Origin of the sequence: Hymenobacter sp. BT730, assembly GCF_030542105.1 — a bacterium.
Taxonomy (GTDB): Bacteria; Bacteroidota; Bacteroidia; order Cytophagales; family Hymenobacteraceae; genus Hymenobacter.
Genome location: NZ_JAUOFB010000001.1, coordinates 807746 through 823325, shown reverse-complemented (window position 1 = coordinate 823325; position 15580 = coordinate 807746). Strand labels below are relative to the sequence as shown.

15 protein-coding genes are annotated in these 15580 nt (G+C 58.6%); 8 read left to right on the top strand and 7 right to left on the bottom strand.

Annotated elements, in window-relative coordinates; all coding sequences use genetic code 11:
* Positions 1 to 87: 87 nt before the first annotated feature.
* Positions 88 to 651 carry a lipoprotein gene (locus Q4G72_RS03550; protein ID WP_303310057.1) on the top strand — a complete coding sequence of 188 codons (564 nt, stop codon included), beginning with the start codon at positions 88 to 90 and terminating at the stop codon, positions 649 to 651.
* A gap of 7 nt (positions 652 to 658) precedes the next feature.
* Positions 659 to 1144 (top strand): YdeI/OmpD-associated family protein, encoded by a 486-nt coding sequence (locus Q4G72_RS03545; protein WP_303310056.1) that lies wholly within the window; start codon positions 659 to 661, stop codon positions 1142 to 1144.
* An 11-nt stretch (positions 1145 to 1155) separates the two neighbouring features.
* Here the strand turns inward: Q4G72_RS03545 and Q4G72_RS03540 are convergent, their stop codons facing one another.
* Entirely contained in the window at positions 1156 to 2262 is a 1107-nt protein-coding gene (locus Q4G72_RS03540) for a YitT family protein (RefSeq protein ID WP_303310055.1), read from the bottom strand.
* 211 nt (positions 2263 to 2473) lie between these two features.
* Between Q4G72_RS03540 and Q4G72_RS03535 the strand changes: the two genes are divergently transcribed.
* Entirely contained in the window at positions 2474 to 3523 is a 1050-nt protein-coding gene (locus Q4G72_RS03535) for a ferredoxin--NADP reductase (RefSeq protein ID WP_303310054.1), read from the top strand.
* 9 nt (positions 3524 to 3532) lie between these two features.
* On the opposite strand, the gene Q4G72_RS03530 is transcribed toward Q4G72_RS03535, so the two are convergent.
* Positions 3533 to 3946 carry a hypothetical protein gene (locus tag Q4G72_RS03530; RefSeq protein ID WP_303310053.1) on the bottom strand — a complete coding sequence of 138 codons (414 nt, stop codon included), beginning with the start codon at positions 3944 to 3946 and terminating at the stop codon, positions 3533 to 3535.
* Positions 3947 to 4028: 82 nt separating this feature from the next.
* Positions 4029 to 4427 (bottom strand): hypothetical protein, encoded by a 399-nt coding sequence (locus Q4G72_RS03525; RefSeq protein WP_303310052.1) that lies wholly within the window; start codon positions 4425 to 4427, stop codon positions 4029 to 4031.
* 163 nt (positions 4428 to 4590) lie between these two features.
* Here Q4G72_RS03525 and msrA point away from each other — a divergent pair, with 163 nt between their 5' ends.
* The gene (gene msrA, locus Q4G72_RS03520; protein WP_502213666.1) at positions 4591 to 5250 is read left to right on the top strand and encodes a peptide-methionine (S)-S-oxide reductase MsrA; all 660 of its coding nucleotides are present in this window, start codon (positions 4591 to 4593) and stop codon (positions 5248 to 5250) included.
* A gap of 101 nt (positions 5251 to 5351) precedes the next feature.
* Here msrA and Q4G72_RS03515 read toward each other — a convergent pair whose 3' ends face one another.
* Positions 5352 to 5603, bottom strand: a complete 252-nt coding sequence (locus tag Q4G72_RS03515) for a hypothetical protein (protein WP_303310051.1) — start codon at positions 5601 to 5603, stop codon at positions 5352 to 5354.
* 227 nt (positions 5604 to 5830) lie between these two features.
* Here Q4G72_RS03515 and Q4G72_RS03510 point away from each other — a divergent pair, with 227 nt between their 5' ends.
* Positions 5831 to 6301: an META domain-containing protein gene (locus tag Q4G72_RS03510; protein WP_303310050.1), complete on the top strand. Its 471-nt coding sequence runs from the start codon at positions 5831 to 5833 to the stop codon at positions 6299 to 6301.
* Positions 6302 to 6314: 13 nt separating this feature from the next.
* Here the strand turns inward: Q4G72_RS03510 and Q4G72_RS03505 are convergent, their stop codons facing one another.
* Together Q4G72_RS03505 and Q4G72_RS03500 are read right to left on the bottom strand one after the other, a co-directional pair.
* Complete coding sequence (locus tag Q4G72_RS03505; protein WP_303310049.1) at positions 6315 to 9224, bottom strand: TolB-like translocation protein; 2910 nt, start codon at positions 9222 to 9224, stop codon at positions 6315 to 6317.
* Positions 9225 to 9265: 41 nt separating this feature from the next.
* Positions 9266 to 9661, bottom strand: coding sequence for a hypothetical protein (locus Q4G72_RS03500; RefSeq protein ID WP_303310048.1), 396 nt, complete (start codon positions 9659 to 9661; stop codon positions 9266 to 9268).
* 174 nt (positions 9662 to 9835) lie between these two features.
* Between Q4G72_RS03500 and Q4G72_RS03495 the strand changes: the two genes are divergently transcribed.
* A complete protein-coding gene (locus Q4G72_RS03495; protein ID WP_303310047.1) occupies positions 9836 to 10993 on the top strand; it encodes a methionine aminotransferase in 1158 nt (385 codons plus the stop codon).
* A gap of 115 nt (positions 10994 to 11108) precedes the next feature.
* Positions 11109 to 11906 (top strand): amidohydrolase, encoded by a 798-nt coding sequence (locus tag Q4G72_RS03490; protein ID WP_303310046.1) that lies wholly within the window; start codon positions 11109 to 11111, stop codon positions 11904 to 11906.
* Here Q4G72_RS03490 and Q4G72_RS03485 read toward each other — a convergent pair.
* Positions 11903 to 14176 (bottom strand): T9SS type A sorting domain-containing protein, encoded by a 2274-nt coding sequence (locus Q4G72_RS03485; RefSeq protein ID WP_303310045.1) that lies wholly within the window; start codon positions 14174 to 14176, stop codon positions 11903 to 11905. The two genes, Q4G72_RS03490 and Q4G72_RS03485, sit on opposite strands and share 4 nt — an antisense overlap.
* Before the next feature lie 43 nt (positions 14177 to 14219).
* On the opposite strand from Q4G72_RS03485, the gene Q4G72_RS03480 reads away from it, so the two are divergent.
* Positions 14220 to 15515, top strand: coding sequence for a UDP-N-acetylmuramoyl-tripeptide--D-alanyl-D-alanine ligase (locus Q4G72_RS03480; protein ID WP_303310044.1), 1296 nt, complete (start codon positions 14220 to 14222; stop codon positions 15513 to 15515).
* The last annotated feature ends 65 nt before the right edge of the window (positions 15516 to 15580 follow it).

Sequence of the window (15580 nt, the reverse complement as noted above, 5' to 3'; positions counted from 1 at the left end):
TCTATAGTGCCTTACCCACACTAACGGGCCGAAATTATGCGTATTCTTACGCCGTAACCCATCGTTGCCTTTTCCCCTCGTTTTCTGATGAAACGCTTTCTACTGCCGCTGTTGAGCGTGGCGCTGCTGGCTGCCTGCAACCAGACCACTAAGCCTGCCGAGCAACCCACCTCCGCCACCCCGGAGCAAACCGCCACCGATACCGTGGCGGCCGATGCCACTGCCACCACGCCGGCCGGCCCGGCTACCGCTGCCCCCACTGCCGCAGCCCCGGCAGTAGCCGACGTGCACCTGTCGCTGCGCTTTAAACCGGTAGCCGACGCCCAGCCGAAACGCACCCAGGCATTTTTGAAGCTGCAGGGCCCGGAAACCAAGGAAATTGACCTGGGCTCTTTCCCCGGGAAGCCAGATTTGATTGATGCAGCCAAAGCCCAGCGCGCCGGTTACCCTGCCGGCTGGGTTGTTGGCTTCCGCAGCTACGATGCCGCTTCCGGTACCGGCGCCGATGTAGCCGTACTACCCGGCACCGATGCTACGCATGTGCGCATTATGCAGCGCCGCATAGATGAGGCTGCCACCGAGCCTTACACGTTTCAGGTTTCGCGGGAGCTAAGTCTGCCCAGCCCCAGCAACCTCAGCGCCGCCAAGTAACCTTTTTATGGCAGCGCCCATCTGCACTTTTACGGCCTGCCTGGAGGCGGGCGGCCCCAGCTTTATGCCCACGCAGGTGGTAGTGGTACCGCTGCAGGTGGTGGAGGCCCTGGGCGGTAAAACCACACGCCGGGTGGCTGGCACCCTCAACGGGTACCCCGTACGCCTGGGCCTGTTGCCCATGAAAAGCGGAGAGCGGCTGATGATGATAAATAAAAATATCTGTCAGGCAGCTGGCGTGCAGATAGGGCAGCAGGTAACCCTTACTTTAAATCCCGACCCCACCCCCGACCATGTGGACCTGCCCGACGAGCTTGCCGAGGCATTGGCCGCATGGCCGGAAGCGGAAGCGGGATTTCAGACGTACAACGGGAGTATGCGGCGGGCTATAGCCCAGCACGTGGGCACGGCCAAACAGGCCGAAACCCGGGCCCGGCGGGCCGTAGAGCTGGCCGAGCGGTTGGCGGCGGGAAGACACCCGTTCCGCAAATAAGGGCGCCTGGTTTAGCGCAGCGGACGACGCTTCATGAGCCCGCCCCGGGCATCACGCACTTTCTGCATGACCACAAAGGCCTGCGGGTCAATTTTATTAATCTCATTAGTCAGCTGCGTGACTTCCAGCCGCGTTACCACGGTGAAAATAACGTCGACGCTGTGCAGCTGCGGCCCGTGCGAACCATAACCCCGGTTACAGGTGTAAATGGTAGCACCCCGGCGCAGCTTATCGGTAATCATCTCCCGAATGTTTTCGCTCTGGGGCGAGATAATCGTAACCCCGGTGTACTCCTCAATACCGACCACGATAAAATCGACGGTACGGGCGGCGGCTAAATAAGCCAGAATGGAGAACAGGGCGGTTTCTACCGAGAGCAGCCAGGCCGCAATGCCGAAGATGAAAACATTGATAATCAGAATAATGTCTCCCATCGAAAGCGGCAGCCGCTTACTGATGTAGACAGCCAGAATTTCCGTACCATCCAGTACAGCCCCGCCCCGCACGGCCAGGCCAATACCACCGCCCAGGAAAAACCCGCCGAATACGGCAATCAGCAGTTTATCGTGGGTGAGGGTAGGGAAAGAAACAAACAGCAGCACCAGAGCCAGGGTGAAGATGGCGGCCAGGGTCTTCACCGCGAATTCACGGCCAATCTGGAAGTAGCCCAGGATAACAAACGGAATGTTGATGAGCACAATCAGCAGGGATAAGGAAACTCCCGTAATCTGGCTGGCCAGCAGGGAAATACCCGTGACACCGCCATCAATAAAACCGTTGGGCAGCAGGAAGCCCTTCAGGCCCAGCGCAGCGGAAAACACCCCCGCCAGGATAATGGTGGATTGCAGCAGCAGGCGCAGTATCCACCGCTTCGACTCCAGATAAAACCGCATGGCCTTAATAGGCTTGTGGTGCAGTTTGGGAGCCGGCTCAGGTGGCGCTACGGGTACGGGGGGCACGGCAGCAGGCGTTGGCATAAGCGGCATCTCCATCTTATCCGTCGGTGCGCCCGTTAAGGCAACATCGGGGTTAATCTTGGGTGGGGGAGCTTTGGTTGAGACAGGGGCCCCGTCGAGACTGGGTACAGCCACCGGCGGAGGGTAGGTTTGAACTAACATGACTCAAGGAAAAACAGCGTGCGGATAGCATTTACAGCACATGCACCGGCCCCGGGGCCGGCCCTTACGAAAAGACACCGCGTGCGGCAGACACAGTGCCAGGAACAGGACTAAGATACACGCTCACAGAGCCGGCCTCAATACTCAGAGTAGGTATTCTACTCCCGCGCCAGCGTTAAAAAACGGTTTCTTTCCGTTTATTTAGCGGCGAATGATGTCTGCTGATCAGCTGCTTACCATCCGGGCCATCCGGACGGAAACTCCGGAGGTGAAAACTTTTATGCTGGAAGCGCCAGCCGGTTCCACACTGCCTTCCTATCAGGCCGGGCAATACCTCACGCTGGTGCACCAGGTATATGGGCGCGAAGTGCGCCGCTCCTACTCCATCAGTTCGGCCCCGGTGCTGCAGGAGCCGCTTAGCATCACGGTAAAGCGCGTAGAAAATGGGCTGATATCACGCCGACTTATTGACCATGCCCAGCCCGGCGACACGTTAACCACAATTGGGGCAGCCGGCTTTTTTACTCTCCCCCAGGACATCGATGCGTTTCAGCAACTGGTGCTGGTGGCGGCGGGCAGCGGTATTACTCCGGTTTTTTCGCTGTTAAAAACGGCGTTGTTCGCTCACCCGCACCTGCGCGTGCTGGTGCTCTACAGCAACCGCACCCCGGAAAGCGCTATTTTCCGGGAGTCACTCCTGGCCCTGGCCCGGCAGTTTCCGGACCGCCTGCACCTGGAGCTGCTTTTTAGCAACAACCCTGATCTGGCGCGGGCCCGCCTGTACAAAGAGCTGCTGGAAGAGTTGGTGCAGCGCTATGCCCCGGCCCCACCTCAGGGCACGCTGGCTTACCTCTGCGGCCCGCTCAACTTTATGCGCATGGCTACCTACGGTCTGCACGAAATCGGCCTGCCCCTCAGCCACATCCGCCGGGAGCAGTTTAACCCCGATGCGGCTACCGTGCCTCACTCCATTCCGCCGGACACGGATGCGCACCAGGTACTGCTCCGGTTTCGGGGGCAGGAGCATCGCCTGCAGGTGCAGTACCCGCTCACCATTCTGCAGACGGCCCGCCGCCAGGGCCTGCGGCTTCCGTATAGCTGCGAGGCCGGCCAGTGCGGCCAATGCGCTGCCTACTGCACCGCCGGGCAGGTTTGGATGGCCGTAAATGAAGTGCTGACCGACCGGGAAACCGCCCTCGGCCTGGTACTTACCTGCACCGGCTACCCTATTGGCAGCGCCGATGTGCAGCTGGACATGTAGCTTCTTTGTTTAGCCGGGCAGGCTCCGCAGCCAGTCTTTGGCCGTTTCAATGTCCTCAAAGAGTTTCATTTCAAACTGGTTGCCAATGCGGTGGTGCAGATCTTCGATAGAAAGCTGCCCAAAAATACCTGGCGACAGCACATGCGCGAAATAGCGGAGTCCGGCCTGCATAATCAGAGGGGTCCATACCTGGGCAATCCAGTCGTTGGCTTCCAGAAACCGGCCTACCAGCTCGCTGTGGTCGTTCAGCAGCTTGGCACAGGGCTCAGCGCGCAGCATTTCTACATACGCCATGCCGCCTTCCATCACGGTGTGTTTGTTCTGTACCCCTATCCAGTGGGCATATATCCAGCCTTCCTCACGGTTGCGTTCGGCATTCAGATAGATATGCCCATCGGGCCGGCGGAAAGAAACAACAGACATGAAAATGAGGAAAGTAGGAAACAGAGCAAATTAACAGCGTATTACCTGAGTGGCGAACCACCGGGCCGGGCAGAGGCCCGACTTATTGCCGGATCAGCCACTCATAGGCACCCGCTATATCATCGAAGGCGGCCACCACAGGCATATTCGCTTCGTGCGGCTGAGCCAGATCAAAGATAAGCCGACTATAGATATGCGGAGAATACACCCAGGCCATATGGCGCAACCCGGCAGCCGCTATTTCCGGCAGCCATACCCGGCGTCCCCACATCAGGCCTTCCGGCCAGGGGGTGGTAATCAGCGTATTATCATTCAGGATCTTGGTGCAACCTTCGGTCTGCAGAATTTCGGTTAGTTGCCGGCAGCCCGCCTCTACCCGCTCCTGGTTCAGCTCACCTTTCCATTGCGCATAAAGCCACCCATGCGCTACATCGTGGGTAATGGAAATAAAGGAGGAAGTGTACAGTACATGCGTGGTCATAGCAGGGCCTTCCCGTAGGCGGACAGAATTATTGCTGGTACGTAGCCGCCATCATAAAGGCTTTGCTATCTACCGGTTCCTTTATTCTTTCAGAACAGGCGGACTTTTATACCACCCGGAATAAGTCCGAACCAGAGTGTGGTTTCGTATGTTGGGCATGGGTATGAAAACTATGTTTTTTCTGGTACTGATGATGCTGAGCATTGTCAGCTGCGAGGCCCGGCCGGGGGCCGCTGCTCCTGCCCAGCAGGATGAAACCCGTTTTGCGGAGCTGCCTAAGCTCCGGCCCGGGGAGGCGGTGGCCACCTTTGCCAGTGGCTGTTTCTGGCGGGCCGAGCACGTGTTTGATAACCTACGAGGCGTACGGGCGGCCATTTCCGGCTACGCCGGCGGCACTACGGCTAACCCTACCTACGAGCAAGTAGGCCACGGCAGCAGCGGCCACGCCGAGGCCGTACAGGTCTATTACGACCCTAAAGTCATCAGCTATGAAACCTTAGCCAAGGTATTCTTTGCGCAGCACGACCCGACCACCCTCAACCGCCAGGACCCGGACGTGGGCCCGGAGTACCGGTCGGTGGCCTTCTATCGCACCCCACAGGAGAAGGCGGTGCTCGTGGCAGAAATTCAGCGGGTAAATGCCTCGAAGCGCTATGCCCGTCCCGTGGTAACGCAGGTGGTGCCCTTTAAGGCCTTTTATCCTGCCGAGCAATACCACCAGGAATACCTGGTGCGGCACCCGGAGAACCCCTATATCCAGCATGTTTCGCTGCCGCACTACCAGCAATTTGCCCGGGAGTTTCCGCAGCTGCTCAAAAAGTAAGCTCTGCTTACAGGATACTACAAAGCCCCTCCCATGTATGGGAGGGGCTTTTGCTTTGGTAAGCTCTGGCAGCAGGGTTATTGAAAAGCTTGATAGACTGGCTAGTCGCTTAATTCGTCAGTTTGGACTGCCAGGCTGATTTCATCGAAGAGCATTTCTATATGATACACGTCTGTATTGGGGTTTAACACCCATTGGCTAATGGCGTGGCAATAGGCCTGCAACAGGGCGTCGCGCCCTTTTTCATGGAGGTAGTGGGCATGGAAGTGGTGAAAACGGGTGGTAATGTCCGTTCGCATGTTAGGCCCGTCTCGGCGCGGACCAGATAGCAATAGGGTAGGTGGCAGATTCATAGGACAAGGCAATAGGCATGTTGTATATAATTATGAGCTGAGACAATAATACGATTTTTAGTACGTGAAAGTATATGCTTAATCATCCTTTCTGGTGGGCTACGTAAACTGGATTTCCGGATTCCGTATTTGCGGCCTGCGGATATTATCCTAGATAGCATGCAACCTCTTTTTCGGGGTGCGTATCTTAGGCATATCTACTATCAGCTATTATAAAATCACTTGTGATGCGTAGTCTTTGGAGGATAGCGGGCGCACTGCTGGTGCTGCTGGCGGGCAGTTGGTGGACACAGAATATAGGGAATACAGCATCTCCACGCTGGGTATTGCAAACCATAGATGGACGCCCCATACAGCTCCATCGTTCCAGCCCGGGCTTTCAATCTGCTACGGTCTGGGCCGGCGCCCTGCCCGACCCGATGACCAGTGAGGGCGAGTTCCGACCTTCGCTGGAACTTAGGGTACGCGCCTTTACCCACGTTATTGCCACGCTGCTGCACTGCAATGATGAAGCTGTGCGGCTGGAGCTACACTACGTTAATCTGCTGCAGCAGGCTACCCGCTACCGCACCCGGAATGGGCACCTGTATCTTTTCGACGATACGCACCCGCGGCCGCGCCTGGTATTTGAAACCGCGCCGGCGCCAGCCAGCCCCTTCACGGCCGCGGCTGCCTCGCCCCTGCCATCCTCTATGTAAAAAATCAGCGGGCTTAAAAACCGATATCCAGCACCAATGGCTGTAAGAGCCATTCACCGGTGCGCACATTATAAATAGTGCGCATGCCGGCCTCCAAAGGCGTACGCAGGCGCAGCGGGTTGAAAACAAAAGAAACATCGGCTCCGATAGTCCGGTAGCTGGCCTGGTCGGTAGTAGTTACGCCATCCTGCCCGTGCACCCGTGTGCGGCCTTCCGCCATATCATAAAAGGCGGCGGCCTTCATGCGCTGAATATAGAGCCAGCGGCCCAGCGTCCAGTCGGTATCAGCCAGAGGCAGGCGGTATTCCAGGCTGGCAGTGCTTAGGTTTTGGAAGCTCCGGTAGTCCTGGCCCCGCGGGAAAAACACGGCTGCACTGAACCGATAGTCCCGCATTTTTTGCCACTGATAGCCGGCCCGCAGGCGTAAAGAATGATGCTTGCCGATGCCGGGAAGAAACAGACTCCCCTGCCCAGCCAATTGAGCTGCCCGCAACCCAGTACCGAAGGGCGTAGTGCGCCAGGTAGCCAATAGGCTTTGTCCCCAGCGCGGTGCTACGTCGCGCTTGCTTTGGCGCAGCAGCCGGTAGTAGGAAGCCGAGCTGGCTATGGCGTGCAGACCGGTATTATCTACTTCGGTGTAGCGGCGCAACGGCAGATTATAACCGCTGACCTGCTGGCCAATGTAGTAAGAGCCCAGGGTAAGGCCCTGCGAAAACCGGGACTGGGTGAGCTGTAACGGCAGCCGTGCCCCCACCGTGAGGCTGGTATAATTCCATCGGTCCGTCCGCAGACTATCCAGCGGATACTCAAAATCGGTGTAGAGTGACTCCCGGCGCTGGCCCCGCTCTATGGTGGCATCCAGCACCGGAAACAGGCCCTGGTAGCTGAGGGTAGCAAAGGCGTTGCCGGTGCGCTCGGTCTGGTTGAAACCCACCCCAGCAACGGCCTGGATCGTATTCAAAATATCCTGGGACCGAACCCCCACACTCAGTCCACTACCCGCCGGCGACTGCACCAAACCCCAGCCATAAATATTGAAAGCATGCGCCAGCGGCCGATATGGCCGGCTGCTGGCTACTGTCTTATCCAGCTTCAGCGAATCCAGCGGCAGAACCGGGCCCACGGTTCGGGCCCCGGCGTCCGTCTGAACCAGCGGCTCGGCGTAGGCGGCGGGGTCGTGCGCGGCGGTGGGAACGGGCTGCCACAGGGCGGTATCAAGGGGCATTTCCCGGACGCGGCTGCCGGTGGCTTCGAACTCATGAAAAGCCAGATGGCGGCCATCGGGAGACACCGCAGCATGGTAGGCCCCCAAGGGCCGAGAAGTAACCTGAAACGTATGCCCCGTGACCAAGTGCACTGCATACACATTGTCAATACCAGACTGGGGCGAGTTATACAGCACATAGTCCTGCCAGGGCTGCGGGTGGCTCAGGTTAAGGCTGGCTACTGGCAATAACTCCCGACGCTGGCCGGTTTCGGTGTTTAGCAGCTCCAGGGTTTTGCCGTTCGGCTTTAGTGCTACTGCTACCGCCGTGCGCCCATCGGCCAGCCAGCGCGGGTGCTGGTAGAAGCTGTGCTCGGGGTTGGCCAGCGTGCGCAGCACCTGGCCGGTGCCGGCATCCAGCACCAAAAGCTGTGTCTGGTAGTCGGGATTGGTGGTGACGGCCAGCAGACGGGTACCATCCGGAGAAAGAGTGGCGGCAGTATAGCGGGTGCCAGACGCCAGACGCGTGAGCTTACCCGTGGCAATATTCAGTATGCGCAGCTCCGAAAACACCTGCTGCCCCCAGCGCACATGGTAGCGGAACTCCGGCCAGCACACCTTGCCCCCACCCACGGAGAGCATTTCCGGGTTGTTGAGTAGCCCGGGCACATATACTTTCTGCTCGGGCTGGTGCCGGCTGAGCAGTACCAGCTGGGAAATATCCCCCAAGCCGCTTTTCAAAGCCAGCAGGGTACTGTCGGTGAGGTATTGCGGGTATTGATATTGGGTAAAGACCTTGCGCTCGGGCCGCACAACCAGGTCGGTGGCCGGCGTAGGGCGCAGCTCCTGCGGCTGGCGGCGCCAGATAGAATCCACCTCGGCCATGGCGCGGGCGTAGAGGTCTTCTGTGCGCAGGCCGGTGTTGCGCCGCAGGCTGTTGGAAAATGAAAAGGGGTAAGCCGGAAAGCGGTAATACTTATTGAGCACGGCGCTCCAAACGTCGGGGCCATACCGGCGCTTGGCGTAGGTGCTCAGGAAATAGCCCAGCACGTAATGGTTGGGCACATTATCCCGGAAGGAACCCGCCACGGCCTTGGGGTAGGAAAAGTGCCGCCCGGCCAGCAGGTTGGCGCGCAGGTCTATATCAAAATTGGGAATCCGCCCCCGGCCGCTGCGGGTAAGAATGGTTTCAGTGCCCACGGCGTCGCCTTCGGCAAACCAATCGGGCACGCCCAGGGTAGCCACGCCCAGGCCGCCGTAGCCAAACAGCCGGTAAGCCACTTCTGAGAGGCCCTGATGGGCTTTTTCATACTGTACTACGTGCCGATACTCGTGTACGGCCAGCTGGTCTAGCCAATCCAGGGTGCCAGATAAAAACGGGTCCTGAGCGGGCGTAAGGAAGAACTCGGAGTGGCGGGGCAGAATGGTGACAAACCCGTTGCTGATGGTGGTCTGCGTTTGCAACACCAGCGTGAGCGGGCGCGGGCGTACACCCAGGGAGTTGCTTACCGGCTCATACACCTGCTCCAACCGACGAATAGTGCGTTGCGCGGGCTGCTCGCTGCCAGCCGGGTACAGCAGCCTAAAATGCGGACTGCTTAGCTCCTGCCAGCGCAGGTTGGGTGGGTTTTGGTTGAGGACCGGAAACTGCTGCGCTACCCCTGAATAGGGCAGCGCCATAAGCAAGCCCAACACCACACCCCAAAAAAGTACACGCATAGACCCTAAAGAAGAATTGGTTGATGCCGGAAGCAGCTTGGTTACATCTGCCGCAACCAGGCACTGGCCGTGGGCAGGTCCTCAAAAGTTGCAATGATAGGACTGGAGGTGTAGCGCAAGGTAAGGTCTGTAGACAGGCGGCTGTAGAGGTTGGACGAATATACCCAGGCAAAATACTTTAGTCCGCCGGCCGCCATGGCCGGAAACCACACTTTACCACCCCACTCTGCCGCATCCGACCACATACTGGTGACACTGGTATTGTTGTTCAGCACTTTGGTGCAGCGCTCGGCTTTCAGAAACTCCAGCATCTGCTCGCAGCCCTCCTGCACCGACTGCAGGTTTTGGTCGCCCAGCCAGTCAGTATACAGCCACTCATTTTCATAGTCGTAGGCAATGAGAATATTGGGCTGAGAGAGGAGAACTCGGGATGCCATGAGAGACGGGAATGCCGGGGTTAAACGGCGGGCCAGGCAAAAGGGTATGGAATTCTACAAAGACGAGCTTGCCCAAAAATAGCAGACTCACCGCATTTGTTTATTCCCGGTTCGGACTACCCGGCATTGCCCCTGCGCCCTGTATATTTGGCCCCCTTCTTCCTACCGCATTTTATGGCTACTCCTGCTTTTGTTTCCAAGCTTCCCGATGTGGGAACCAGCATTTTCTCGGTGATGTCGCAGCTGGCGGCTGAGCATGGTGCCATTAATCTGGCGCAGGGCTTTCCGGACTTCGACCCACCCACGAACCTAACCGATGCCTTGGCCCACTACGCCGGCCTGCCGGGCCACCAGCAGTATGCCCCCATGCCCGGCTTGCCCCGGCTGCGCGAATTAATCAGCGCTAAAACTGCCCAGGTTTATGGTGTAACACCCCCCGACCCCAACACGGAAATTACCGTCACCAGCGGAGCTACCGAGGCCCTGTATGCTGTACTGGCGGCCGTAGTGCATCCCGGCGACGAAGTAATTGTGCTGGAACCGGCCTACGACCTCTACGGCCCGGCCATTCGGCTGCAAGGCGGCGTCCCGGTGTATGTGCCCTTGCGCCAGCCTGGCTTCCGCCCCGACTGGGACCAGGTAGCAGCGGCCCTCACGCGGCGCACCCGCCTCATCATGCTCAACACGCCCCACAACCCCACCGGCGCCGTAATGGATGCCGCCGACTGGGACCAGCTGGCCACGCTGCTGGCCGGCACCGATACCATGGTACTCAGCGACGAAGTGTATGAGCACATGGTGTTTGATGGGCAGCCGCACCGCAGTGCCTTGCAGCACCCCGCACTGGCCAACCGCAGCTTTGTGCTGTCATCCTTCGGGAAAACCTACCATGCCACGGGCTGGAAGGTAGGCTATTGCATTGCCCCGCCGCAGCTCACGGCCGAGGTACGCCGCGTGCATCAGTTCCTCACTTTCAGTGTGAGCACGCCCACGCAGCATGCCATTGCGGAGGTGCTGGCCGATGCCACCCACTACCACGCCCTGCCCGCCTTCTACCAACACAAGCGCGACTTATTTGCCAGCCTGCTGCAGGATACTAAGTTTGAGCTGCTCCCCACAGCCGGGTCTTACTTCCAGCTGGCCCGCTACCACCGCATTTCCTCCGAAGATGATGTGGCCTTTGCCCGCCGCCTGACTATAGAAGCCGGCGTAGCGGTAGTGCCTATTTCGGCATTCTACCACCATGGGCTGGATGAAGGCCTGATACGATTCTGCTTTGCCAAGCGGGATGAAACGCTTCACACGGCCGCCGAACGACTACGAAAGCTATAGCGGGTATTCTTTCAGGAAAATCCCGTAAAAAATTCAGGTCATAGAATTATTCCGACAGCAGATTTAGTTCTTAGTTCGTAGTATTCTTCTATCTCCCACTTCCCTCTCCGCATACGTGTCTGATCTTACTGTTTCCTGCGTACAACCGGCTCTGCAATGGCATCAACCTGAGGCAAATAGAGCGGAGCTAACGCGGCTGATTGACGAAATTCCAATCCCTACTGACCTCATTGTGCTGCCCGAAATGTTCAGCACGGGCTTTAGTATGGATGCCCCGGCCTACGCCGAAACTCTGGATGGGCCCAGCGTGGCCTGGATGCGGCACATAGCGGCCCAGCGCCAGGCCGTGGTAACGGGCAGCCTGATGCTGCAGGAGCAGGATAACTTTTACAACCGCCTGCTGTGGGTGCGCCCCGATGGCACCATGAGCCACTATGATAAACGCCACTTATTTAGTCTGGCCCAGGAGCAGCATGTATTTGTAGCCGGCAATGCGCCCTTGATAGAAGAGTGGAAAGGCTGGCGCATCCGGCCCCTGATCTGCTATGATCTGCGCTTCCCCGTATGGAGCCGCAATACGCCGGAGCAGCCCTATGATTTGCTGCTGTACGTGGCCAACTGGCCAGCCGTGCGCCGTACTGCCTGGAGTACGCTGCTGCGCGCCCGCGCCATCGAAAACCTGGCCTACACCATTGGGGTGAACTGCGTGGGTATTGACAATCACGGCCAAACCTACAACGGCGACTCAGCACTGCTGGACATGAAAGGCGAATATCTGGTAGAAGTAGGCAACCAGGAAACCTGCATTACCCGCACACTGCGCCGCTCGGAGCTGGAAGCCTTCCGCAGCCGCTTCCCCGCACTGCACGATGCCGACCCTTTCACCATTCTCCCAACGCCGGCCGCTCTCTAGCGCACTACCAGTCGGCGCACACCCACCCGCCCATCAGGCAGCGTTACGCGCACCACATACACGCCGGCGGCCAGTCCTGTTACCTGCAGTGGTTGGCCGCCGGTGCTGCGCACAGCCCGCACAGTACGCCCGGTTACATCCAGCACGGTTACCTGGCCCGGCCCGGGTACCTGAATATGCACGGCACCAGCGGACGGATTAGGAAACACCTGTAACCACTGCGGCTCCCGGGCCGGGCGCGTGGCGGTACCAGTTGACGGCCGTTGCCGAATCCGGAAGCTTTGCACGCCGCCACTTTCCTGCCCTACCAGCAGCTCAGGCACAGCATCTCCATTCACATCGGCCGCGGCCAGAGCCAGGCGCAGCTGCGAAGCCGTGCCGAAGCGGCTGGCCGCGTACTGCTTGCTCAGGGGCTGATAGAATAGGTCGGTCTTAGGGGAGAAAGCCCCGGAAAGGCTGCGGAAGTTGCTGAAGAACTGCACTACGCCCGTGTTGTCCACGGTCAATAAGTCGGGTTGAGTATCGCCATCAGCATCTACTACCACGGGGGCAAGGTTGATAGGGCGAGTGCTGGCTGCCGTGCGTATCTGGCCGAAATCTTCGTTTTGCAAGGTAAACTGCAACGTTCCCGTAGTGCCGGGCTGCTGGCGGTAGTAACGCAGCGAGCCCCCGGAAGAGCCAGCTGCATTCGTCCCGACGAGCACATCCACGTAGCCATCCGCATCAACATCTACCAGGGCGGGGGCCAGTCCCGGCAGGCTGGTCAGGCCACCTGCCGTTTGCATATTTTGGGTGTTGAAAGCCAATGGGTTTCCAGCCGCCGCCGTGTTCAGAATATAGTATAGATTGGTGATATCGGCGGCTGTGGTGGCAGCAAAGGCCAGATCTATAGCGCCGTCCTGGTTCAGGTCGGCGAAGACAGGTTTCAGTTCGGTGAGCTTTTGACTGGAGAGGTTTAGGTAATCCATGGTTACCAGCCTGAAAACCGGGTTGGTAGCCGTACCATCATTATGATAGTAGGCCAGGGCAGCGCGGTAGCTGCCGTCTACCTCGTCGCCACCGTTACCGATGAGCAGGTCCGGCAGGCCGTCGGCGTCAATATCCGTCAGAGCCGGGGCAGCAGCTTCGCTTACCTCCAGCATTTGCTGCTGCAGGAAGTCGGGCTGGCGGAAGGTGAAGACGGGTGCTCCGCTGGCGGCGGTGTTCTCATACAGCCAGACGGATTGCCGCAGGCTTTCCCGATGCTCGTTCCCGAACAGTGCCGGGGCTACCAGCAGATCGGGGCGGCCATCAAAGGTGACATCAGCCGAATACGCTGCCGGGAAAATCAGCTCATGAGCAGGGGTACTGGCGGGAAAGTGGGTGCTCAGTCCGGCAGCCGTCATGCGGGCCGTAGTGGCACTACCGGCGTTGGTGAGGCTGGCTAGCTCGTGGCATTCGTCGCGACCGGAGAGCAGGTCCCGGTCCCCGTCATTATCCAGATCCAGCGTGAGCAAGGTAAAGCCGCTGGTATGCTGGGGCCGCGCCAGCGGACAGGTGGCACCGGGACCAAACGCAAACCCCGCGCAGCTAACCGCGCATGCCCTGATTTCGCCCCAAAAGCTGGTTTCCAACTTAAAATCCAGTCCGCCGCAGGTTGGGCTTACGTTGCGATACCAGGTAACATAGTTGCTGGTGGCAAAGTCCAGCATCAGCAGATCCAATTTCCCGTCCCCATCCAGGTCATCCAGAGCGGGTAAATCCGTGGGGTTGGCAAAAATATTTCCGTTGTTGATGCTGGTATTGAAATAGCGCAGCTGGTTGCTGACCAGTCGGAAGCTGAGTGTACCGCTAGCATTCAGCTCATTATGATACACCCGAATATCCCCACCGGTACCGTGCGCGAACAGGTCGGGGCGGTTGTCACAGTCATAGTCGCGCAGCAGGGCCCAGCTGGTTATATCGGCGGGAAACAAGGCTTCAAACTCGGGGGCATACTGCCACTGGCGCTGCCCTTTGCGGCCAACTATGCTTCGATATGTGAAGATTCGGCTGCTGATCCGGTCGTAGATGAACAGGTCGTTTTGCCCGTCATGATCGAAGTCGATGTTAGAAAATTGTGGGCTGTTGAGCCCGCCGGCCCAGGCCAGGCGTAGGGTATCATTGCCGTGCACTACTTTTGCCACCGGCTGGTACTCAAACCCCAGCGCGCCCGGCTGCTGTGCCAGCGCGGTGGTTAGTACCAGCCAGCACAGGCTGCCGGTTGTCAGTATCCATCGAAACGTCAGCATCCGGTTTTATTTTCGTTTTCGACCCAAGTTATTTTTCTGCCGCATGAGTGAGCCCACTGCTCTTTATTCCCGGTTTCTTGAATGCCAATCGGTGAGCACCGACACGCGGCAGCAGCAAGATAACACGCTGTTTTTTGCCCTGAACGGTCCCAGCTTCCGGGGCCGTGATTTTGCTCCGCAGGCCCTGGCCAAAGGTGCCCGCTACGCTGTGGTAGACTCCGAAGCCCTGGCAGCCACCGACCCGCGCTATACTTATGCATCGGACCCGCTTTTGGCTTTGCAGGAGCTAGCCCGGCACCACCGCCGGCAGCTGGCCATTCCAGTACTGGCCGTCACTGGGTCCAATGGCAAAACCACTACCAAGGAGCTGCTGAACGCGGTATTGAGCCGCCGTTTCCAGGTGCAGTACACCCGCGGCAACCTTAACAACCACATTGGGGTGCCGCTCACACTGCTCAGCATTCAGGCCGATAAGCACGAGGTGGCCATCGTAGAAATGGGCGCCAATCATCAGGGCGAAATAGATCTGCTCTGCCACCTGGCCGAGCCCACGCACGGGCTCATCACTAACATTGGCAAGGCCCATCTGGAAGGTTTTGGTGGGGTAGAAGGCGTAGCCAAAGGCAAAAGTGAGCTGTGGCGCTACCTGGCGGCCCATGGCGGCACAGCCTTTGTGAATACTGCCGATGCGCAGGTAGCGCACTTAGCCCAGTCAGTACCTACTCGCATTACCTACCCTAATGCGGCAGACACTTATCCGGCTGAGCTGCTGAGTGCAAAGCCCAATGTAGTGCTGCGCCTGTTTGATGGTTCGGTAGTAGAAGCCCAGATTAATGGCGGCTATAACTTCCTGAACCTGGCGGCCGCCGCCGCAGTAGGCGCCCACTTTGGGGTCCCCGCTACGGATATAACCCAGGCCCTGGCCAGCTACGCTCCCACTAACAACCGCTCCCAACTGGTACGCACCCAGCGCAATGAACTGGTACTGGACGCCTACAATGCCAACCCTTCTTCTATGGCCGCCGCCCTGGCCAGCTTTGCCACCCGCCCCGGCGAGGACAGCTGCAAAATGGTAGTGCTGGGTGACATGTTCGAGCTGGGCCCGGAAAGCGCTGCCGAGCACCGTGCACTAGGCGAGATTCTGGCGCGCTACTCCTTTGGAACAGTAGTACTATGCGGACCCGAAATGGCAGCGGCTCGCTCTCGTCCGGAATTTCTTCACTTTTCCTCCAAAGCCGAAGCTACCGCGTGGCTACGGGAGCAATCGGTGCAGGATCAGCAAATCCTCATTAAAGGCTCCCGCGGCATGGGCCTGGAAACGTTGGTGGAGTTGTTATAAGCACCTTTCAATAATTGTAAAAACCGCCTGTCATTCTGAGCCCTAGGCAGGGTTCAGAATGACAG